This window comes from Streptomyces nidicola (genome assembly GCF_050106155.1).
Taxonomy (GTDB): domain Bacteria; phylum Actinomycetota; class Actinomycetes; order Streptomycetales; family Streptomycetaceae; genus Streptomyces.
On record NZ_JBNBPI010000001.1, the window covers coordinates 507,655 to 527,836 of the forward strand.

Below are 20,182 nucleotides of genomic sequence, written 5' to 3' on the forward strand. Positions count from 1 at the left end.
CGCTCAAAACGGTGGACCAGCAGTCACCCGCTCACCAGACTGGGCGGGTGACGACGCCACCAGCATCGCCCGATACGCTCCAGGCCGTTCTCCTCGACTCCGGCGGTGTGCTCATGCGGCCGATCGGTGGCCGCTGGAATCCGCGAGCGGACTTCGAGCAGACCGTCCTGGCCCACGCCCCCTCGATCACGCCGGAGCAGTTCACCGCGGCCATCGCCGCGGGCGACCGCTTCTTCGCCGCCTCCTCATCGACGCCCGACTACGACGACTACCACCGTCTGATGCTCCACCACCTCGGCGTGGAGCCGACCTCGCGGCTCCTGGCCGACTTGCGTCGCGAAGTGCCTCCGTCCGTGTTCCTGGAGACGTACCCGGACGTCGAGGAGACCCTGGAGGAGCTGAGGCGGCGAGGCGTGCGGATGGCCGTGGTCTCGGACGCCTGGCCCGGGTTGCCCGACCTCCACGCCGGACTCGGGATCGACCGGTTCTTCGAGGCGTACGCGATCTCCGCAGTCCTCGGCTGCAACAAACCGGACCCCCGCATGTACCACCACGCCAGCGCCGCACTGGAACTCGCGCCTGCGCAGTGCCTGTTCGTGGACGACGATCCGGACCTGGTCGCCGCGGCCATCGAACTCGGCTACGCAGGACGTGCGCTGTGCCGTGACACGCCCGCCGACCCGGACGTTCCCTCCATCACCTCCCTGACCGAACTCCTGCAATTCTTCTGACGGCACACGCACACGGCTCAACTGCTGGTCACTCGCCGGCCGACACCGCGCCACCCTGCCAACGACACAACACCGCACCGACGGTCGTCAGTGCCAAAAAGGCGCCCATCACCAGTGCCATGGGGGCGGCACTCCGCGTGCCGAACAAGCCGACCAGCGGCGAAGCCGCGGCACCGAACGCGAACTGCGCCGCACCGAGAAGCGCCGACATCGCGCCCGGCGCCTCCCGCCCTCGGCTCTGCCCCACCGTGGTCAGCGCGGGGAAAAGGAATCCGAAGGACGCCACCGACACCAGCAGGCACAGCCAGATCGGCCACAGGCCGACGCCCACCGTTCCGGCGAGCAACAGCAGTACGACCTGACCCGCCAAGCCGACTACCGCGCCCGCCACCATCAACGATTCCGGGCGGAATCGACGGGCCAGTCGCCCGTACAGCAGCGACGCCCCCAGGTTCCCGAGCGCGTTCACCCCGTAGACGATGCTGCTCACCGCGGGCGAAAGCCGCAGCAGGTCGTGCAGCACGAACGTGGCCCCTGCCACGTAGGCGAAGACCGCCGCGCCCATACAGCCCATGGTCAGCACGGGTGTCAGCACGGCGGGGCGCGCCACGAGGCGCGCGGTCGCGCGCAGCGCCCCGCCGGCCCCACCCCCGATGCGCCGCTGCGGCGGCAGGGACTCGGGTACACCGCGCGCGAGACCCACCACCAGGACGGCACCGGCGAACGCGAGCGCCACGAACACGTACCGCCACGGCGCCACCGCCAACAGTGCCCCGCCCAGCACCGGAGCGAGCACAGGACCCAGCGCACCGGCCCCCGCCAGCGTCCCGTACACGCGGGCGAGTTCGACCCCGTGGAACAGGTCGACGACGACGGCCCGACCCACCACCAGGCCCGCGGCCCCCGAGACGCCCTGCCCGAAACGGAGCGCCGTCATCGCTTCGATCGTCGGCGCGAGCGCACACCCCACCCCGAACAGGGCGAACACCGAGGTGCCCAGCAGCAGAACGGGCCTGCGCCCCACCATGTCGCTCAGCGGTCCCAGGACGAGCTGCCCGACGATCACGCCGAGCAGGAACGCGGTGAGTGTCACCTGCGTCCCGGCGCTGCTCGTGTCCAACGACCGTGCCATGTCCGGCAGTCCGGGGACATACATGTCCGTTGCCAGCGGACTGGCCGCCCCCAGCCCGGCCAGCACCGCCAGGAGCAGCTTCCGTGAACCGTCACCGGCCCCCGCCCCGGCCTTCCGCCGGCTCACTCGCACCCGGCCGGCGATCACCGCGGCCGCCCCTTTGCGCCCGAGGGCCGTGCCCCCTCGGCGGATCGGTCTCCACCGCCCACCTCGACGTCGACGAGAGCCAGTTGCTCCATCAGCTCGCCGGCCAGTCGCAACAGTCCGCGCTCGGCCGGCGAAAGGCTTCGCGCCAGGGCGGAGGCCAACCAGGCGTTGCCGTCACGGACATGCTCCCGCAGGGCCTCCACGCCCTCCTCGGTGACCATGATGTCCTGGCGCCGCTTGTCGACGGCGCTCCGGCTGCGCGCCACTCGCCCCTGCCGCTCCAGCTCCTGCACCACGCGGGTCAACGACTGCGCCTGGACCCCCTCGATGGACGCCAGCTCACTGATCGCCAGCGGGCCACGGTGCTTGAGGTTCGCCAGCACCGAAGCCGACAGCCGGGTCAGGGGTTCGGCGCTTCCCAGGTGTTCCGCCCGTAGGCGGGACGCTAGGCGTGAGACGCCCCAGCGCAGTTGCTCGGCGGTGGCCAGGTCCTCGTCGTTCGTAGCCATGGAACAAAGCTAGGGCTTCTCACTTCACGAGAGAAGCCCATGAACGGACTCAGAAATACCAAGCCAATGCGTCCTACTCAGCGCCTCGCGCCGAGGACCTCGTCCAGGACGCTCAGCAGACGGTCCGCGTCGTTCGTGTCGAAGATCAGTGGCGGGCGGATCTTCAGGACGTTGCCGTGCGTTCCGGTTGCCGAGATCAGGACCCTGCGTTCGCGGAGGCCGTTGACCACCGCGGTGGTCAGGTCCGGGGCCGGGGTTCTGGTGTCGCGGTCGGTGACGAGTTCCACGCCCACGTACAGGCCCGCCCCGCGGACGTCGCCGATGGCCGGGTGGCGTTTGCTCAGGTCGGCGAGGCCCGCGCGCAGGGCCTCGCCGACCCTGCGGGAGTTGTCGAGCAGGTTCTCGTCACGGATGACGTCGAGGGTTGCCTGGGCGGCGGCGATGGCGACCGTATTGCCGCCGAAGGTGTTGAAGTACCGCATGTCGTGGCCGAATTCGGCGACGGCGTCGTGGGTGACGGCGAGGCCCGCGACGGGGTAGCCGTTGCCCATGGGCTTGCCCATCGTGACGATGTCGGGGTGTACGTCGTGGCGCTGATGGCCCCACATCCGCTCCCCCGAGCGCGCGAACCCGCACTGCACCTCGTCGGCGATGAACAGCCCCCCGGCCTCCTGCACCGCCTTGACGGCCGGGCCGAGAAGGTCCGTCGGCTGCGCGTACAGGCCGTCGGAGCTGAAGAGGGAGTCGACCACGAAGGCGGCCACGCCCACTCCGTGGCGTTCGAGTTCGCGTATCTGCTCGCGCACGTGGTCGGCGAACCATTCCGCCATGCCTTCCCGAGGGATGCGGTACGAGTCCGGGGTCGGCACGCGGCGTACCCAGGTGCCCAGGACGGCGTTCTCCCCCATGGCCGGCGAGATCCCCGCCACCTGGTCGGAATTGCCGTGGTACGCCTCGGAGGTGATGATGACGCCCTGGTTGCCTGTGCGGTACTTGGCGATGCGCAGCGCGAGGTCGTTGGCCTCCGAGCCGGTGCAGGTGAACATCGCGTGGCCGTCCGCGACCGGCCCGGTGAGGGTGGCCAGCAGGTCCTCGGCGTAGTCCAGGACGCCTTCCTGGAGGTAGCGGGTGTGGGTGCACAGCGTCTGCATCTGCTGGTGCACGGCCTCGACGACGCGCGGGTGGGCGTGCCCGACGGAAACCACGTTGTTGTAGGCGTCGAGGTACTCGTTCCCCTCGTCGTCCCAGAGCCGACAGCCCTTGCCGCGCACGATGTGCAGCGGCTGCTGGTAGAAAAGGCGGTAGGCGGGGCCCAGCAACTTCTCGCGGCGTTCGATCAGTTGGCGTGAGGACGGGGACAGCCCCTCCGCCGCGTCCGGGTCGAACGCGTTGTTCATCTTTCCGCGGGCCTTGGTCCTGGTCTCAGGGGTGCTCATGCTCGTCCTTGGGGTGGCGTCGGGCCGGTCGTCCGCCGGCTGCTCGGTCAGAGGAACGTCGAGGAGATCTCGTCGGGCGTACGGTCGAGAAACCACGCCAACTGGCCCCATCCCGGCTCGGTGTTGCGCAGGATGTACGCGGTGTTCCCGGGGATCAGCGACGCGCGGTGCAGGGTGATCAGCGCTCGGGCGACCACTCGGCCCATGACGAGGTGCGGGAGCAGCGCCAGTTCAGCCTCGGTGAGGTCGGCCGAGCGCAGGTATCCGCGCAGCACGTCGCGGGCCTCGGCGAACAGGTCCGGCACCGGTCGCCGCGCGGCGTCCCGTGGCAGTTGGTTGAGCAGCGCGGTCGCGACATCCACCGCGATCGCGGTGTGCACGGCGTCGCCGAAGTCGATGACACCGGTGACGAATCCGGCGGCGTCGTGGTCGACGAGGAGGTTGGACGTGCTGAAGTCGTTGTGCAGCACCTGGCTGCGCAGGGACGGGAGTTGGGGAACCACCACATCCATGTAGCGGGCCAACCCCTGGGCGAGTGCTCGGCGTTGTCCGGCGTCCGGGACTTCGTCGAGCAGTGGGTGCAGCACCGGGAGGTGTTGGACGTCCCAGGCGCACACCCTGTCGTCCGCCGGGTGTCGGAAGTCGGCGGTGGCGTGCCGGAGTCGGGCCAGCATCTCCCCCACGCGTTCGCGTTCCGGCGCGGACGTCGGCCCGGCCGTGTCGAGCGGTGTGCCCACGGCGTAGGTCATGACGCGCGCCAAGCGGTGCCGGCCGGCCGCGTCCCTGACTGCTTCGAGCAGCCGGCCGTCGGCCGAGGGCAGCAGCTCGGGGACCGGCACCCCGTACCCGGACGCGTGCACGTGCCGCATCAGCTCGGTCTCGAAGGCGACTTCGTCGTCGTCCTCGTCCGGGTGGGAGACCTTGACGACGAACCGGCCGCCATCTGAGGTGTCGAGCCGGAACGTGTCGTCCTTCTCGGTCGCCAGCCGGGTGGCCACGACGGCGTCCAGGGACCATCGCGCGCGGGCCAGGGCGATCGCCTCGGCCTCGTCCATGACCGCGTGGGCGGCGGCCAGCCGTCCGCTGCCGAGGCCGAGTCGGCCGAGCGTCACACCAGGCCCCACGCCCTCGACCTGCCGGGCCACAGCGTCCGTCATGCCACCGTCCTCCCCCGGCGCGCCGGTCACCGGTGATGTCCGTAACGACGTACTCGACGTTGGTGCGCTCCTCGTACTCTTCGAAGTACTCCTTGTGCTCCTCGAAGGAATACGCCGACATGCCCTCGCCAAAACCTGAGCCCGGCAACCGTCTTGGGGCAGGCCTTGGTCGCGGCTCCGCGTCTACCGGAAGCCGAGGTCCGGATCGGTGCCGGTCAACTCGCCACTGGCGGCCCACAGGCGAGCGGCCACATCCGCGTCGGCCATGTGCGCGGGGACGGGCTCACGCCGCGGTGTGCCGCGCAGCCCGAAGACCCGCGGCCCCCACAGTTGACCTCCCCGTACCTCCGGGTCGAGGACGGCTCGTACGACGGGTCGTGCCCCCGCCTCCTTGCCCTGCACCAGCAGCGCGGCGGGCAGAGCGCGCAGCCGCTGACCGGGCGTGGTCACGGACACCGGTGGACGGGACGGAGTGAGGGAGTCCAGCGCTCCGCCGGGGTGGGCCACCACGCTGAGCACCGTGCTGTCGATGGCACGCAGCCGGCGGTCGAGTTCGAAGCCGAAATACATCTGCGCGAGCTTCGAGCGGCCGTAGGTGCGCTTGGGCCGGTACTCGTGGGTCGACTGCAGATCGTCGAGGTCCAACCGCTCGGAGCGCGCGGCGAAGCTTCCCACCGTCACGACGCGGGCCGCGGGCGCCGCGGAGAGGAGGGGAGCCAGCCACTGGGTCAGTGCGAAGTGCCCGAGGTGGTTGGTGGCGAACATGAGCTCGTGGCCGTCGCCGGTCTCCCGCCGGGGCGGGTCGTCGAGCGCGACCCCGGCGTTGTGGACCACCGCGTCGAGATGGTCGACTTCCAGCCTGCCCACGGCCGCCTTCAGGGACGTCAGGTCGGCGAGGTCCAGGGGAAGGTGGCTCACCTGCGCGCCCGGGACGCGCGAGCGGATCGAGGCCATCGCGGCGTCGGCCTTGGTGCGGTCCCGGCTGCCGAGGACGACGTGGGCGCCGGTGGCGGCGAGCTGCTCCGAGGTGAAGTAGCCGATCCCGGCGTTCCCCCCGGTGACCAGGAAGGTGCTGCCCGCGGCGGAGGGCAGCCGGTGAACGTCCCACGGTCGGTACTGGGATGCGGAAGACACGGTGTCGGGCTCCTTGCGGTCCGGGGCGGCGTGCTCACGGGAAGCAGCCGTGTGCCCAGAATGGCCGCCCCTACCGACATGTCGCCGACAAGTTTCCGACACACGACACAGTGCGGCCCGGACTGCGACGTCAGTTGCACGGCAGGTGCACGGTCGACGTCGCGGTCCGGGCCGCAGGAGTTCTCGTCAGGTCAGCCCGCGATCTCGGCCCGCTCCTCCGAGCTCGCACCGGCCTGCGCCCCGGCCGGTGCGGGCTGCGGGCCCGTACCGGTCCGACGGCGCACCCACAGGGCGTAGACCACCGTGAGCAGCGCCAGCCACACCGCGCCGACCTCCAGCGCCACGCGCGTGCTCTCGTGGAAGCCGAGGAGGACCAGGACAGCCACCATGAACACGAGCGTGATGATCTGGCCGTAGGGCCAGAACGGGGCCGGGAACTTCAGGGCCGCGGACTCCTCGGCCGACATCGAACCGCGCGCCTTCATGTGGGTGAGCATGATCATCACCCAGACGAAGACGGTGGCGAACGTGGCGATCGAGGAGATGATCAGGAAGATCTCGCCGGGGACGACGGCGTTCATCACGACGCCGAAGAGCAGGGCGCCGATCATGACGAGGGTGGTCACCCACGGCACGCCGTTGCCGGTGGTGCGGCGCATGGCGGCGGGTCCGTGGCCGCGCTCGGCGAGACCGTACATCGTGCGTCCCGCGGCGAAGATGTCGCTGTTGATGGCCGACAGGGCGGCGGTCAGGACGACCACGTTGAGGACTGCGGCCGCGGACTTGAGGCCGACCCCGGCGAAGATCTGCACGAACGGGCTGCCGGAGTCGTCGATCTGCTGCCAGGGGGTGATCGACATGATCACGGCGAGGGTCAGGACGTAGAACAGGATGATGCGCAGCGGGATGGAGTTGACCGCGCCCGGGATCGTCTTCTCCGGGGACTGCGCCTCGCCCGCCGTGACGCCGATGATCTCGGTGCCGCCGAAGGCGAACATGACGATGGCGAAGGAGATCACGAAGCCGTCGATGCCGCCCGCGAAGAAGCCTCCGTGGCTCCAGAGGTTGTCCAGGCCGACGTGGACGTGGCCGGTGCCGAGGCCGAAGGCGATGACCGCGATGCCGACGAGGATCATCGCGACGATGGCGACGATCTTCACGAGGGAGAGCCAGAACTCCAGCTCACCGAAGACCTTGACGCTGACGAGGTTGAGCGCGCCGACGATGACCACGGCGGCCAGCACCCAGATCCAGCGGGGCACATCGGGGAACCAGAAGCCCATGTAGACGCCGATGGCGGTGACGTCGGCGACGGCCACGATGACCATCTCGAAGGCGTACGTCCAGCCGGTGAGGAAGCCGGCCAGCGGTCCGAGGTGCCGGTTCGCATACTCGCCGAAGGAGCCGGCGGTGGGCGAGGCCACGGCCATCTCACCCAGGGACCGCAGGACGAGGAAGACGGCGGCGCCGCCGATCAGATAGGCGAGCAGGACGGCCGGGCCGCCCGCCTGTATGGACTCGGAGGAGCCGTAGAACAGCCCCGTGCCGATGGCGGAGCCGAGCGCGATGAAGCGGATGTGCCGCGAGTTGAGCCCACGGCTCAGGCCGGCCTTTTCGGTACGCAAACGAGTGTCTCCCTCTTCGGGGTGGGGCCGGCGGACGGGCTGCGGGACCTGCGGTCCGGGCCCCGATGACGCGAACGCCAGCCTGTATATTCCTGTCTATACAGGTGCGTCAAGAGGTAGTCCGGAGAGTGGGCGCACGAACAGCTTTGAGCAGTCCCGGGCACGCGTCGGGCGCGCCCCTCGCAAGGGGACGCGCCCTGGAGTGCTGCTGTACCTCACCGGCCGACCGGGCCTGGTGCAGGCCGTCATTTTAGCTTGTGACCTGGGCGTACCGACCCCGCCTGCCCACCAGGTCCGCAGTGCGGCGGACCCGCGTCAGTGCGTGGCGAACGCGCCCTCGAGGCGGTAGCGGGTGCCCGGGTGGAGCAGCCGCGCGATGCTCACGAGGGCGTCCCTCGACCAGGTGCGGCGCTGGATCAGCAGACACGGCTCCGTCGGGCCCACGTCGAGGATCGCGGCCTCCTCCGGTGTGGCCAGGACCGCCTCCACGATGTGCTCGCCACGGCCGAGCGGCGCGACCTTCGACAGGAACGCGAACGGTGTTTGCAGCGTGAAGTCCTGCTGCAGGTAGCCGGGCGCGAAGGCCGGGTTGACGTAGCGGTCCTCCAGCTGGAGCGGCACCCCGTCCTCGTAGTGCACGACCTGTGAGCGGAAGACCGGCTTCCCCTTGCCGAGGCCGAGGTGTGCGCCGGTCCGCTCGTCGGCCTGCTCCTCGTCGAGGGACAGCACGCGGGCCGAGTAGCGGTGGCCGCGGCTTCGTACCTCGTCGGCGATGTTGTGGACCTCCAGGAGCGCGGAGCTGGCCTTGCGCTCGGCGACGAAGCTGCCGACGCCCATGACGCGCCGGATGAGCCCGTCCGCGGCGAGCTCGCGCAGCGCGCGGTTGACGGTCATCCGGGACAGCCCGAGCGCGTCGACGAACTGGCTCTCCGAGGGCAGGGCGTCGTCCTCCTGCCAGTGGCCGTCCCTGATCTGGCGCTCGACGAGCTCCTTGACGCGCTGGTACGCGGGCACGGCGCTGCGCCCGCTCTCCTCGTACCAGCGGGCCAGCTCGGCCTGGTCCACCGTCACGTCGCCCACTGTCCTCGCCATCCGCTCCCCCGCTACCGGCTCCTGTTCACTACAGGGAATCCTATGGGGGCGGCGGGGGCGCGACCGGCTGGGACCGGCGTCCTCTCGTGAGCGGCCGGGACCCGCGTCCTCTCGTGAGCGACCGGCCCGCTATCCGTCCACCGCGCCCCGCACGAATCGCCGCAGGTGTGCGCGCACGGCGTCGGGCCGCTCCAGCCAGGGTTCGTGCCCGGCACCCTCGATCGGCGTCAGTGGGAGGTCGAGCCGGCGCCCGAGTGAGGCGAGGGCCGCGACGGGGCGGGGATCGTCGGCGCCGCCGAGGAGTTCCGTGCGCGTCGGCAGGCATGCGCGCAGCTCGTCCAGGCGCGCGTCGAGCGGGTCCGCGCGTCCGTCCGCTCCGAGTTCGGCGTTCATGGCCCAGTTGACGGGGCGACGCCGCCGGGCGTCCTCGGCGGCCCGGTCCCACCCGCGTTCGGGATCGGCGTGGTCGGTGAACCAGGACAGGGTGAGCAGCTCCACCTCCTGCTCCTCGGTGCGGTCGGGCGAGTTTTCCAATCCCTGGAGCCGCGCCTGCTGTGCAACGGACATCCGGCGGCCTCGCTCCGCCCGGTACCCGGTGCGCCAATCGCCCACGTACGGCCCGCACATCAGCAGCATCCCGGCCACCCGGTCGGGGTGCGCCAGGCAGAAGCGGCTCGCCAGGTCGGTGCCGTAGGAGTGCCCGATCAGCACGGCCCGGGGCGCGTTCCACGTGTTGAGCAGCTCGGCGAGGTCGTCGACATGCCGGGCGAGCGCATGCCGCCCCTGCCACGGGGACCGGCCCGTGCCCCGCTGGTCGTACCGGTACGTGGGCGCGAGGTCGCCGGCCATCGCGGCCACCTCGCCCAGATAGTCCGGCAGACCCGGTCCGCCGTGCAGCAGGACGACGGGCGGATTCCGGGTCCTGTCCCCCAGTACTGTCCAGCTCAGCCGGGCCCCATCGGTCATCGTCGCGAGGCCCCGCGTCTCCATCAAGGTCACCGCGGAGAACCTACCGATCCCGCTGACGCTCCGCCAAAGGCTAAAGCCCTCAGCGGACCTCGGGGACCTCAGCGAGGGACACGACCGCCAGCACGCCGTGTACGGCGATGTCGGCGGGGTCCTCGTCGTCCTGGAGCAGGACCGCGTCCAGCCGGTCGAGGCGGACGGAGTCCCGGTGCAGGGTCGCGGTGCCGTCCAGGACGAGCGCCAACACGCGGGTGCCGGGAGCCGGTTCGAGCCGCGTCGGGCCGCGTTCGATGCGTACGTCGCCCTTCGCCTCGGTGCGGCGGAGCATGACGTTGAAGTCGACCAGGGGGCCGCCGAAGAGCCGGCAGTCCGTGGTGGCGTCGCCGGAGAAGGCGAAGGGCGCGTAGCGGGTGTCGACGACGTGCTCCGTGCCGTCGACGGTGAGCGCCATGCCAGGGCCCTCTACGACGGTGATGATCCGGTCGACGCCCTCGAACGCGGAGAACGGGCCGCTGCCCGCGACATCGGCGAGGCTGATCCGCCACGCGAAGTCCTCCGTGCCGGAACCCTCGGGGTGGGCCAGGACCTCGGTGGTGACACCGCCGCCGTTCTTCCACGGGGCGGGGGTGCGGTCGTGCGCGCGCAGGATCTGGGGTGCCATGAAGGTGAGTTGTCCTTGTCTTCGTACGGACGGCAGGGCGGACGGGCGGCCGGGCCAGAGCCCAAGGCCCTTCCGACGGACCCTAGCCCGCCGTACGCGGCGCCCTGGATGGCGGTGGTGCCACACCTCCGGGGCCCCGCAGGGCCCCGGAGGTGCGAGGGAGAGCGGCCGGTCAGGACAGGGAGCCGGTGACCGACTCGGCGGCGGCCAGGGCGCGGCCGGAGGCGACGTACTGGACGGCCTCCTCGATCTCGGGGGCGAGCCAACGGTCGGTGCCGGGTCCCTCGACCGTCTTGCGCAGCCCGTCGCGCACGGCCGCGGTGGCCGGGGCGGGGGTGAGCGGCGCGCGCAGGTCCAGGGCGCGGGCGGCGGTGTAGAGCTCGACGGCGAGGACGCGGCCGAGGCCGTCGATGGCGCGGCGCAGCTTGCGGGCGGCCGACCAGCCCATGGACACGTGGTCCTCCTGCATGGCGCTGGAGGGGATCGAGTCGACGGAGGCCGGGGTGGCGAGCCGCTTGAGCTCGGAGACGATCGCGGCCTGCGTGTACTGGGCGATCATGTGGCCGGAGTCGACGCCCGGGTCGTCGGCCAGGAAGGCGTTCAGACCGCGGTTGCGGGCCGGGTCGAGGAAGCGGTCGGTGCGGCGCTCGGAGATCGAGGCGACGTCGGCGACGGTGATGGCGAGGAAGTCGAGCACGGCGGCGACGGGCGCGCCGTGGAAGTTGCCGTTGCTCTCGACGCGGCCGTCGAGGGTGACGACCGGGTTGTCGACGGCGCTGGCGAGCTCGCGGGAGGCGACGAGTTCGGCGTGGCCGAGGGTGTCGCGGGCGCTGCCGTGGACCTGCGGGGTGCAGCGCAGCGAGTAGGCGTCCTGCACGTAGGTGCAGTCGGGGCCCGCGTGGCTGGCGATGATCGCGGAATCGGCGAGCAGGGAGCGCAGGTTGCCGGCGCTGTCGCCCTGGCCCGGGTGCGGGCGCATGGCCTGGAGGTCGGCGGCGAACACGGCGTCGGTGCCGAGCTGGCCCTCGACGCTCATGGCGGCGGAGATGTCGGCGGTGCGCAGCAGGCGGCGCAGGTCGTGGGCGGCGAGGACGAGCATGCCGAGCATGCCGTCGGTGCCGTTGATGAGGGCGAGGCCCTCCTTCTCCTCCAGGACGACCGGGGTGATGCCGGCGGCGGCGAGGGCCTCGGCGGCGGGCTTCTGCTCGCCGTCTGCGGTGCGCACGACGCCCTCGCCCATGACGGCGAGCGCACAGTGCGCGAGGGGCGCCAGGTCGCCGGAGCAGCCGAGCGAGCCGTACTCGTGGACGACCGGAGTGATGCCGGCGTTCAGGAGCGCGGCGTACGCCTCGGCGGTCTCGGTGCGCACGCCGGTGCGGCCGGTGGCGAGGGTGGACAGACGCAGCAGCATGAGGGCGCGCACGACCTCGCGCTCGACCTCCGGTCCCGAGCCCGCCGCGTGGGAGCGGACGAGGCTGCGCTGGAGCTGGGCGCGCAGCTCGGTGGGGATGTGACGGGTGGCCAGAGCGCCGAAGCCCGTGGAGACGCCGTAGTGGGGCTTGACGTCGTCGGCGAGGGCCTTGATGACCTCGCGACTGCGGGCGATCTCCTGGAGGGCCTCGGGGGCGAGGCTCACCTGGGCGCCGTGACGGGCAACGGAAACAACTTCGTCGGCTGCGAGGGCGCCGACACCAACAACAACGGTCATGCACCAATGAAGCCGCAGGCGGGCAGGGGTTCGCGAGTCGTGCGGCACGTCTTGTGTCTGGGATCCGAGACGCTTCATCTGGGATCCCAGACAGATGGTTTGCGACATCTCTGGTCTACGCTCGCCCCATGAGCATCGTCCCGGCCGCCGCCCAGGTCCTGGCGGTCCTGCGCTATCTCGCCCGCCAGGCCGCGCCCGTCCCCGCGGCCGCCATCAGCCGCGACGTCGGGCTGCCGCGCTCGACGACGTACCACCTGCTCGACACCCTGGCGGCGGACGGCTTCGTGGTCCATCTGCCGGAGGAACGGCGCTACGGACTGGGGGTCAGCGCCTTCGAACTCGCCTCGGGCTACGAGCGCCAGGCCCCGTTCCAGCGCCTGGCCCGGGCACCGCTCGCCGCGCTCGTCGACCGCACCGGACACAACGCCAACCTGGCCGTGCTGCACGGCCGCGAGGTCATCTACGTCATCGAGGAGCGCGCCCCCGGCCGTCCGCCGCTGATCAGCGAGGTCGGCGTCCGGCTTCCGGCTCATCTGACCGCGAGCGGGCGGGCGGTGCTCGCCCTCCTCCCACCCGCGCAGGTACGGGCGCTGTTCCCCGACCGCTCGGCGTTCGTGCAGCGGCACGGGGCGGGTCCCGCGACGCTCACCGCGCTGCGCACGCTGCTCACCCAGGCGCGGCGCCGCGGTTACGCGACGGAGGAGGGCGAGGTCACCCCGGGCCTGTCCTCGGTGGCCGCGCCCGTCCTCGACCACCACGCCCACCCGATCGCCGGGATCGCGGTGACGTTCCCCGACGAGACGGTCGACGAGGCGGAGCAGCGGCGGATAGCGGGGCATGTGGCGCAGACGGCGCGGGAGTTGACGCGCCGGGTGGGCGGGGCGACGCGGGGGCCGGGAGCGCCGTCGACATAGGGCCGGACGCGGCATGCGGCACCGTCGCGACGACCTTCACCGCCGGTGCACCCCCAGGCCGTCGCGGCCCGGCACGAGTTCGGGGCGCAGGACCAGATCCTCGTCGTACTCACCGCCCGCCTCGGAGCGGTACGCCAGCGGCTCCTCGTCGGGCAGCGTACGCAGCCGCTCCCGCAAAGCGGCGGACGTGCGGGCGTAGTCCGACGCGTCGTGGCGGTCCGCGCCGTACGTCACGAACGGCTGGAGCGGCGCCATCCCCGTGTACCAGAACGTGCCGTGCAGCAGCGGGAACAGCACCTGGTCCAGCTGTCCGTGGATGCCGCGGGGTCCGAATCCGGACGGCCGGGCGCCCACCGACGTGACGATCAGGGCCCGTTTGCCGGCCAGACCGCCGTCGCCGTACCGGCGGGTGTGCCCGTCCGGCGCCTTCACACCGAATCCGAGCCCCTGCACCAGGACCCGGTCGAACCAGCCCTTGAGGATCGCCGGAGGCCCGAACCACCACAGCGGGAAGTGCAGGACGAGCACATCCGCCCAGGCGAGCTTCTCGATCTCGGCACGGATGTCGGCGCTCAACTCCCCTCCCGTGTACGCGCGTTCCTGCTCGGCGCCGACCAACAGCCGCTCACCGTCGCACCGCCCGCCGCCGAAGTCGTCGGCGTCGACGACCGCCTTCCACTTCATCGCGTACAGGTCGGACACCTGGTAGGCGTGCCCGAGCCCGTCGAGGGTGCCGAGCGCGTCGGCTATCAGGGAGCCGTTGAGGGAACGCTGTTCGGGGTGGGCGAAGACCCAGAGGATGTTCATGTCTTCGAGCGTGCGCCCTCACCCTCGTACGATGTCAGTGGCCAGACGGCCATGAGCCGAAAGAATCTGGCCATCGCTGGCAAGGAGGGGTTACGCGGCCGGTTCGTCCGCCATGTACGGCGGCGCCGGCTCGTACTGCATGGCCCTGCGCACCGCGCGGGCGTGGTCGCGGCCGTGCAGCCGGCCGACGAGCCAGAGCGCGCTGTCGATGCCGGCCGAGACGCCCTGACTGGTCAGCAGATTACCGTCGACGACATAGCGGGCGTCGCGCACGACGGTGATGTCACCGAGCGCCTCCAGTCGCTCCTCGTGCTGCCAGTGCGTGGCGACGCGGCGCCCGCGGGTGAGTCCGGCGGCGTGCAGCAGGAAGGCGCCCGTGCACACACTGTGCACCCACGGCGCCCGCTCGGCGGTCTTGGCGATCCATCCGGTGGCAACAGGGTTGTTGACCTGGACAGTGCGCGCGCCGACACCTCCCGGCACCGTCACCACGTCCAACGGCGGGTGGTCGTCGAACGTGTGGTCGGGCAGCACACGCAGCCCCTTGGCGAACCGCACCGGGGCCGACCCCTCGGCGACGAGCACGGCGCGGTCGATGTCATCGCGCAGCCGCGCGGAGGTCGTGAACACCTGCCACGGCCCCACGACATCCAGATCCTCGGCATCATCAAAAACCAGCAGTCCATACACGGTCATCCTGACCTCCCCCTCACAGTGCGGTAGTTGAACGAAAACGGGCGCGGTACTCCGACGGCGCGACGCCGAGCCTGCGATGAAACGTGCGGCGCAGCGTCTCCGCCGTGCAGAAGCCGTGCCGCCGGGCGATCGCCTCCAGCGGCTCGTCCCCCTCGGCGAGCGAGCGCTGCGCCGCCTCCACCCGCACCTGCTCCACGTACCCGGCGGGCGTCACGCCCGTCTCGGCGGTGAAGCGGCGCTGCAGATGACGCGGGCTGAGGGCGGCATGCGTGGCGAGGTCGAGGACGCTGTGCCGGGCGCCCGGGTCGGCCTGGATCGCGGCGACGGCGGCCCGGATCGGGTCGGTGGCCGGCGGCCGGGTCGCCATGGCCACACTGAACTGCGCCTGGTTGCCCGGCCTGCGCAGGAAGAGGACCAGCTCGCGGGCGACGGCGTGCGCGGTGTCCCGGCCCAGGTCGTCCTCGACCATTGCCAGGGCGAGATCCATGCCGGCGGTGACTCCGGCCGAGGTCCAGATGTGACCGTCGCGGATGAAGATGGGCCCGCAGTCCGCGGCGATCTCCGGGTGCTCCGCGGCGAGTTGACGCTCGCGGGCCCAGTGCGTGGTGGCCCGCCGCCCCTCGAGCAGGCCCGCCGCCGCCAGGAGGAAGACCCCGCTGCACACGGAGGCGACGCGCCGGGCCCCGGCCGCCGCCTCGCGGACCCAGCCGACCAGCTCCGGATCCGCGCGGGCCCGGTCGACGCCCCGGCCGCCGGCCACCACGAGCGTGTCCACGCCCGCCGGGTCCCGCTCGGCCAGGGAGTACTCGGCGTGCATCACCAACCCGCTGCGCGAGCGCACCGCGCCGCCCGTGGGGGCGACGATCTCGCACGCGTACCGGCCACCGAGCCGGTCCCCGTGCTGGAACACCTCGTACGGGCCGACGAGGTCGAGCGGTTGGAACCCGTCGAAGATCACGAAAACGATGCGGCGCTTTGTCACCCCTCAACGTTCGGCGACTCCGCCCCATGGCGTCAACGACACGCATCCCACAGATCGCGCCATCGTCGGCGTCGAGCCGCATGCGCCGTGGGGCAAGTTCCTGCTTATACGGTGGCGGACCCGGTTCGGCGTTCGAGATCATTCGGTCATGTCGGATGGATCGGATGGCACCACAGGACAGGACCTTCCGGCCGGGTATGCGTTCCGGCGTTGTCACGGCGCCGCGGACCACCGCGCCATGGTCGAAGTGCGGCTGGGTTGTGCCGCGTCGGACGGGGCCGACGCCCAGTCGGTCGTCGAAGGGCTGCCGTCAGCGGCCGAAATCGCCGAAGCCTCCGCCAAGTTGGAGGAGGCTTCCGAGGATCAGATCCTGGTGGTGTGCGGCGGGAGCGTCGTCGGATACGCGACGATCCGACGGTGGCAGGAGCGGGACGACACGTGGCTCTACCTGCACCGCGGCTGGCTCCTGCCGGAGCACCGTCGGCAGGGGGTCGGCTCGGCCATGCTTCGCTGGGCCGAGGAACGGATCCGCCGGCTCGTCGCACAGCACGGGACGGCCGGGACCGCGGTGATCGGCGCGAACGCCATGACCTCGGAGCGGGACGCCACGGCTCTCCTGCTCGCGGCCGGTTACCGGCGCGTCTTCAGCCTGGTCGAGCTGGAGTTGAACGGTCTCCGGCAGCTTCCCGGACCCGGCGGCGAACCGACAGCCGGGATCCGGACAGGGCCGATCGGAGCGTCCCACTACCGTGAGGCCTGGAGGACGGTCGTCGACTCCTACGCGGACCGGGGCTTCACCCAGAAATGGCCCTTCCAGGAATTCCTCGACAGCGCCGAGCCGGCATGCTGGCGGGCCGCCTGGTCAGGCGAGGACATGGTCGGCGTGGCCCTCTGCTCCCTCCGTCGCCACGCCCGCTCCGTGGGAGAGGTCGAGGAGCTCAGCGTCCGGTCGGACCGGCGACGCCTCGGAATCGGCCGCCTTCTCCTGCTGGACGGGCTGCGGACCCTTCGCGAACACGGCGCGACGACCGCCCGGCTGTTCACGGGCACGGCGAACCCGCACCGGTCGTACGATCTCTACGAGAGCGTGGGGTTCCGGCGACGCAACGAGTACGTCCGCTACCGCAAGCGGCCTGGTTGACGGGTATGTGGACGGACCACTCGCGTGCCCGGGCCGGTCTCAGCGGTCCACCGGGCGCCACTCGAACATCACGATCGTCGCGTCGTCGCGCAGCCGGTTGTCCTGGGCGTCGACGATGGAGTGGATGAGCCGGCGCAGGGTTTCCGGTGGGAGTTCGCCGGTGGCGGTGGCGCGGATGACATAGTCGGCGAACCGGTCGAGGCCGAGTTCTTCGCCGTGCCGGGTGCGGGCCTCGGTGACGCCGTCGGTGTACATCAGGACCCGGTCGCCCGGCTCCAGCTTCATCTCGTGCACCCGGCGAGGGGTAGGGGCAAAGGTGGCCGGCAACCCGAGGGGCGGGTCGGCGTCCCGCTCCATCGCGCCGGCCAGCAGGCGCTGGTCCCGGATCAACAGGGGCGGCGGGTGCCCGCAGTTGACCCAGCGCAGCCCGCCGGTGGCGAGGTCCAGTTGGCAGACGATCGCGGTGCAGAACTGGTCGGGCAGCCATTCGGCCAGGGCCTCGTCGGCGGAGCCCACCAGCTCGGACAGGTCGGCCCCGGTGCGCCGCGCGTTGCGGCACGCGGCCAGCGAAACCACCGTGGTCAGGCCCGAGGCCAGGTTGTGCCCCATCGAGTCCAGGATCCCGGCGTGGAGTGTCGTATCGGTCAGGGCGTGGTCGAAGGCGTCTCCGCCGATTTCGTAGGCCGGCTCCATGACCGCCGTCGAGACGGCGTGGGTGGTGCCGATCGTGCGGGGCGGCAGGTAGGCACGGAGCATCTCGGCGGGCAGCCGCATCGGTTCGGTGCGGGCGCGGCGGACGTAGGTGTCCTTGTAGGCCCGCTTCGAGGTGACCATCATGGCGCACAGGTGGGCCAGCGTCCGGCCGCGCCGCAGCGAGAGCGGGTCGAGGGCGGGTGCGTGCACGGCGAGCACCCCCAGCCGCTCGACGCCGTCCACCATCGGCAACCACGCGGTCATCCCGCCGAGTTCGGACTCCTCCACGCGCAAGGACTGCGTGCGGTAGGCCCAGCCGGCGAGCGAGTCGTCGATGGGGAGGGTCGGCACCACATCGTTCAAGGGGGCGAGCAGACGCTGCTGCAGGTCGGCCTGGTAGACCACGGCGCTTTGCAGTCGGAGCGCCTTGGCACAGCGCGCCACCGCCGTGGTCAGGTCCAGCGCCGCGTTGCGCGGGTCGGCCAGGAACTCCCCGAGGACACTGTCCGCGGTCTCGGGTACCGTCACGCCATCACTCCCTGCCCGGTCGTAGGGACGGCTTTCGGGCAGTCTCGCTCCGAGGAACGAGGACCGCCTCCGGGCCGCCGCCCACTGCCGCGACACGAGTGAAAACGCTGCTCCTATTCCATCAGGGCAACGGCGAGTCCCACGACGATCAGCCCGCTCGCCAGCCCGACGAGAACGAGACGCAGAGCCGCCAGCCAGTCCCCGGTCGAACGGGAGCCGTCCTCACAGGGCGGCGGCCCCTGCCCGAGCACGGGTGATTCGAGCCGGTTCGCAGCGATCGGCTCGGCCTGTTCCTCTTCCTCGGCGCGCACGGTGTTGCTCATACCGGGGAAACGACACTGCACCGCGCGCGGGCGCGAATCTGCCCGAACCGTTATGCCGCCCTCACCGAATGGGCACAGCCGCCCGGCCCCGGCGCGACTCCGCGTAACGATCTCGGCATTCCGGCTGTGAGCTGCCCCGCGGCACTGCACGGTGAGCTGCATGTCGGACGCCATTGACCGCCGAAGAGTCATCCACACGACGCCGCACGGTGTCATCGCCGTGGAGCGCATGGACGGGACTGCCGCGGCGCACGCCGCAGACGCGTTCAAGCTGGTCTACGCCGAGGCGTTCGCCGGTCCCCCGTACGACGAGTCCGAGGACGACGTCGAGGCCGCCTTCCGCCGCTTCCCCGTCCAGGCGCGCAAGCGCGGCTTCCGCGCCACCCTGGCCCGCACCGGCGACGGCGAGCCGATCGGCATGGCGTACGGCCATCCGCTCGGGCCCGACACGGTGTGGTGGAACGAGGTCACCGGACCCGTGTCCGACGACATGCGGCGCGAGGACGGGGAGCGCACCTTCGGACTCATGGAACTCGCGGTGCGCGGCGGATGGCGCGGACGTGGTGTCGCCCGGCGTCTGCACACGGTGCTGCTCGACGGCATCGCGGCCGAGCGGGTGCTCCTGAACGTCCACCCGGCGAGCGGGGCGGCACCGGCCGCCTACCGGTCGTGGGGATACCGCACGATCGGCCAAGGTCGTCCTGGAGGCCAGGCGGCCGCGGACCTGCATGATGTGATGCTGCTCGAGCTGCGCTGAAGCAGATCCGTCGGCTCACCGTGTGGGAGCGGCCGTTCGCGCCGGCCGCCGTTCTTCACGCTTCCAACAAGTCCGCGCTGACGGTCAGCTTTTCGTTCGCGTCGACCTCGTCACGCATGCGCTCGATACGGGCCCGGGTGCCCGCCAGCGCGTCCGAGCCGAGCAGGAGTCGCAGCGGCGGCCGTTCGGTGTCCACGACGGTGGCGATCGCGGCGGCGGCACGGGCGGGGTCACCGGGCTGGCGACCGGAGACCGCCAGGGTGGAGGCCCGGCGACTGCCCGCGGTCTCCTCGTAGTCCGCGAGGTGTGTCCCGGACTCCCGCATCGAGGATCCTGCCCACTGGGTGCGCATGCCACCGGGCTCGACGAGGGTGACCGCGATGCCGAGGGGAGCCACTTCCGCGGCCAGCGACTCCGACAGCCCTTCGAGGGCGAACTTGGTGGCGTGGTAGTAACCGGTCCCGGCGAAGGCGGCGAGGCCTCCGAACGAGGACACGTTCACGATCCGCCCCGACCGGCGGGCCCGCATGCCCGGCAGCACCGCCTTGAGAACGGTGACGACGCCGTGCACGTTGGTGTCGTACAGCGCCCGGACCGCGGCGTCCTCGCCCTCCTCCACGGCGGCGAGGTATCCGTAGCCGGCGTTGTTGACCAGGACGTCGATGCGCCCGTACTTCTTCTCGCACGCCTCGACGGCGGCGGCGACCGACACCGGGTCGGTGACATCCAGCGACAGGGCGAGCGCGCGGTCGCCGTGTGCGGCGGCGAGAGCGGTCACGCTCGCCACGTCGCGGGCGGTGACGGCCACTCGGTCCCCGCGCCCGAGAGCGTGCTCGGCGAGGGCCCGCCCCAGTCCGCTGGAGCAACCGGTGATCAGCCACACCGGCGCACCCTGGCCGTCGTCAGTGGTGGTGACGTCGGCCAACTCATCAAATCCTGCCGTGTCTTGGTTCGTCATGCCTTCAGTGCAACAGGGCTTCGGTGTGCGTGCCACGCCCTCTTGAGGGTGGCCCTCGGAGGGTCACCCTCAGGGAGCGGTATGC

The 20,182-nt window shown here is 71.4% G+C and carries 20 protein-coding genes; 4 read left to right on the forward strand and 16 right to left on the reverse strand.

Features of this window, described 5'->3' with window-relative positions; translation table 11 throughout:
- The first annotated feature begins 47 nt into the window (after positions 1-47).
- Positions 48-731, forward strand: coding sequence for an HAD family hydrolase (locus tag ACOKM3_RS02385; protein WP_426896359.1), 684 nt, complete (start codon positions 48-50; stop codon positions 729-731).
- A gap of 28 nt (positions 732-759) precedes the next feature.
- On the opposite strand, the gene ACOKM3_RS02390 is transcribed toward ACOKM3_RS02385, so the two are convergent.
- The 10 genes from ACOKM3_RS02390 to hutH all read right to left on the reverse strand — a co-directional run bounded on the left by ACOKM3_RS02390 (position 760) and on the right by hutH (position 12,298).
- Complete coding sequence (locus ACOKM3_RS02390) at positions 760-2,010, reverse strand: multidrug effflux MFS transporter (RefSeq protein WP_426896361.1); 1,251 nt, start codon at positions 2,008-2,010, stop codon at positions 760-762.
- Positions 2,007-2,519, reverse strand: coding sequence for a MarR family winged helix-turn-helix transcriptional regulator (locus ACOKM3_RS02395; RefSeq protein ID WP_426896363.1), 513 nt, complete (start codon positions 2,517-2,519; stop codon positions 2,007-2,009). The genes ACOKM3_RS02390 and ACOKM3_RS02395 overlap by 4 nt, the downstream gene beginning before the upstream one ends.
- 77 nt (positions 2,520-2,596) lie before the next feature.
- Complete coding sequence (locus ACOKM3_RS02400; RefSeq protein WP_426896365.1) at positions 2,597-3,955, reverse strand: aspartate aminotransferase family protein; 1,359 nt, start codon at positions 3,953-3,955, stop codon at positions 2,597-2,599.
- Between the two features lie 47 nt (positions 3,956-4,002).
- Positions 4,003-5,112 carry a phosphotransferase gene (locus ACOKM3_RS02405; protein WP_426896367.1) on the reverse strand — a complete coding sequence of 370 codons (1,110 nt, stop codon included), beginning with the start codon at positions 5,110-5,112 and terminating at the stop codon, positions 4,003-4,005.
- A 183-nt stretch (positions 5,113-5,295) separates the two neighbouring features.
- Positions 5,296-6,246, reverse strand: coding sequence for an SDR family NAD(P)-dependent oxidoreductase (locus ACOKM3_RS02410; RefSeq protein ID WP_426896369.1), 951 nt, complete (start codon positions 6,244-6,246; stop codon positions 5,296-5,298).
- Positions 6,247-6,437: 191 nt separating this feature from the next.
- Positions 6,438-7,871: an amino acid permease gene (locus ACOKM3_RS02415; RefSeq protein ID WP_426896371.1), complete on the reverse strand. Its 1,434-nt coding sequence runs from the start codon at positions 7,869-7,871 to the stop codon at positions 6,438-6,440.
- Positions 7,872-8,186: 315 nt separating this feature from the next.
- Positions 8,187-8,942 carry a histidine utilization repressor gene (gene hutC / locus ACOKM3_RS02420; RefSeq protein WP_426896373.1) on the reverse strand — a complete coding sequence of 252 codons (756 nt, stop codon included), beginning with the start codon at positions 8,940-8,942 and terminating at the stop codon, positions 8,187-8,189.
- Positions 8,943-9,092: 150 nt separating this feature from the next.
- Positions 9,093-9,953, reverse strand: a complete 861-nt coding sequence (locus tag ACOKM3_RS02425; RefSeq protein WP_426906675.1) for an alpha/beta fold hydrolase — start codon at positions 9,951-9,953, stop codon at positions 9,093-9,095.
- A gap of 58 nt (positions 9,954-10,011) precedes the next feature.
- The gene (locus ACOKM3_RS02430) at positions 10,012-10,590 is read right to left on the reverse strand and encodes a HutD/Ves family protein (protein ID WP_426896375.1); all 579 of its coding nucleotides are present in this window, start codon (positions 10,588-10,590) and stop codon (positions 10,012-10,014) included.
- 172 nt (positions 10,591-10,762) lie between these two features.
- A complete protein-coding gene (gene hutH / locus ACOKM3_RS02435) occupies positions 10,763-12,298 on the reverse strand; it encodes a histidine ammonia-lyase (protein WP_426896377.1) in 1,536 nt (511 codons plus the stop codon).
- 128 nt (positions 12,299-12,426) lie between these two features.
- Here hutH and ACOKM3_RS02440 point away from each other — a divergent pair, with 128 nt between their 5' ends.
- A complete protein-coding gene (locus ACOKM3_RS02440) occupies positions 12,427-13,212 on the forward strand; it encodes an IclR family transcriptional regulator (RefSeq protein WP_426896379.1) in 786 nt (261 codons plus the stop codon).
- A gap of 36 nt (positions 13,213-13,248) precedes the next feature.
- Here the strand turns inward: ACOKM3_RS02440 and ACOKM3_RS02445 are convergent, their stop codons facing one another.
- From ACOKM3_RS02445 to ACOKM3_RS02455, 3 genes are all read right to left on the reverse strand, one after another.
- Entirely contained in the window at positions 13,249-14,019 is a 771-nt protein-coding gene (locus tag ACOKM3_RS02445; RefSeq protein ID WP_426896381.1) for an NAD(P)H-dependent oxidoreductase, read from the reverse strand.
- A 90-nt stretch (positions 14,020-14,109) separates the two neighbouring features.
- Positions 14,110-14,715 carry a DJ-1/PfpI family protein gene (locus ACOKM3_RS02450; RefSeq protein WP_426896383.1) on the reverse strand — a complete coding sequence of 202 codons (606 nt, stop codon included), beginning with the start codon at positions 14,713-14,715 and terminating at the stop codon, positions 14,110-14,112.
- 13 nt (positions 14,716-14,728) lie between these two features.
- On the reverse strand, positions 14,729-15,697 hold the full coding sequence (locus ACOKM3_RS02455) for a GlxA family transcriptional regulator (protein ID WP_426896385.1): 969 nt from the start codon (positions 15,695-15,697) through the stop codon (positions 14,729-14,731).
- Positions 15,698-15,845: 148 nt separating this feature from the next.
- Between ACOKM3_RS02455 and ACOKM3_RS02460 the strand changes: the two genes are divergently transcribed.
- A complete protein-coding gene (locus ACOKM3_RS02460; RefSeq protein ID WP_426896387.1) occupies positions 15,846-16,838 on the forward strand; it encodes a GNAT family N-acetyltransferase in 993 nt (330 codons plus the stop codon).
- A gap of 39 nt (positions 16,839-16,877) precedes the next feature.
- Here the strand turns inward: ACOKM3_RS02460 and ACOKM3_RS02465 are convergent, their stop codons facing one another.
- Positions 16,878-18,059, reverse strand: a complete 1,182-nt coding sequence (locus tag ACOKM3_RS02465) for a PP2C family protein-serine/threonine phosphatase (protein ID WP_426896389.1) — start codon at positions 18,057-18,059, stop codon at positions 16,878-16,880.
- A 113-nt stretch (positions 18,060-18,172) separates the two neighbouring features.
- Positions 18,173-18,382, reverse strand: a complete 210-nt coding sequence (locus ACOKM3_RS02470; RefSeq protein ID WP_426896391.1) for a hypothetical protein — start codon at positions 18,380-18,382, stop codon at positions 18,173-18,175.
- 229 nt (positions 18,383-18,611) lie between these two features.
- Between ACOKM3_RS02470 and ACOKM3_RS02475 the strand changes: the two genes are divergently transcribed.
- A complete protein-coding gene (locus ACOKM3_RS02475) occupies positions 18,612-19,139 on the forward strand; it encodes a GNAT family N-acetyltransferase (protein WP_426906676.1) in 528 nt (175 codons plus the stop codon).
- A gap of 55 nt (positions 19,140-19,194) precedes the next feature.
- Here the strand turns inward: ACOKM3_RS02475 and ACOKM3_RS02480 are convergent, their stop codons facing one another.
- The gene (locus ACOKM3_RS02480) at positions 19,195-20,097 is read right to left on the reverse strand and encodes an oxidoreductase (protein ID WP_426896393.1); all 903 of its coding nucleotides are present in this window, start codon (positions 20,095-20,097) and stop codon (positions 19,195-19,197) included.
- Positions 20,098-20,182: the final 85 nt, after the last annotated feature.

What these genes read in the sequence shown, in the direction of transcription:
- ACOKM3_RS02395 (WP_426896363.1), bottom strand. Translation starts at nt 2,519, where the DNA reads ATGGCTACGAACGACGAGGACCTGGCCACCGCCGAGCAACTGCGCTGG.
- ACOKM3_RS02400 (WP_426896365.1), bottom strand. Translation starts at nt 3,955, where the DNA reads ATGAGCACCCCTGAGACCAGGACCAAGGCCCGCGGAAAGATGAACAAC.
- ACOKM3_RS02405 (WP_426896367.1), bottom strand. Translation starts at nt 5,112, where the DNA reads ATGACGGACGCTGTGGCCCGGCAGGTCGAGGGCGTGGGGCCTGGTGTG.
- ACOKM3_RS02425 (WP_426906675.1), bottom strand. Translation starts at nt 9,953, where the DNA reads ATGGAGACGCGGGGCCTCGCGACGATGACCGATGGGGCCCGGCTGAGC.
- ACOKM3_RS02430 (WP_426896375.1), bottom strand. Translation starts at nt 10,590, where the DNA reads ATGGCACCCCAGATCCTGCGCGCGCACGACCGCACCCCCGCCCCGTGG.
- hutH (WP_426896377.1), bottom strand. Translation starts at nt 12,298, where the DNA reads ATGACCGTTGTTGTTGGTGTCGGCGCCCTCGCAGCCGACGAAGTTGTT.
- ACOKM3_RS02440 (WP_426896379.1), top strand. Translation starts at nt 12,427, where the DNA reads ATGAGCATCGTCCCGGCCGCCGCCCAGGTCCTGGCGGTCCTGCGCTAT.
- ACOKM3_RS02445 (WP_426896381.1), bottom strand. Translation starts at nt 14,019, where the DNA reads ATGAACATCCTCTGGGTCTTCGCCCACCCCGAACAGCGTTCCCTCAAC.
- ACOKM3_RS02450 (WP_426896383.1), bottom strand. Translation starts at nt 14,715, where the DNA reads ATGACCGTGTATGGACTGCTGGTTTTTGATGATGCCGAGGATCTGGAT.
- ACOKM3_RS02460 (WP_426896387.1), top strand. Translation starts at nt 15,846, where the DNA reads ATGTCGGATGGATCGGATGGCACCACAGGACAGGACCTTCCGGCCGGG.
- ACOKM3_RS02470 (WP_426896391.1), bottom strand. Translation starts at nt 18,382, where the DNA reads ATGAGCAACACCGTGCGCGCCGAGGAAGAGGAACAGGCCGAGCCGATC.
- ACOKM3_RS02475 (WP_426906676.1), top strand. Translation starts at nt 18,612, where the DNA reads ATGGACGGGACTGCCGCGGCGCACGCCGCAGACGCGTTCAAGCTGGTC.
- ACOKM3_RS02480 (WP_426896393.1), bottom strand. Translation starts at nt 20,097, where the DNA reads ATGACGAACCAAGACACGGCAGGATTTGATGAGTTGGCCGACGTCACC.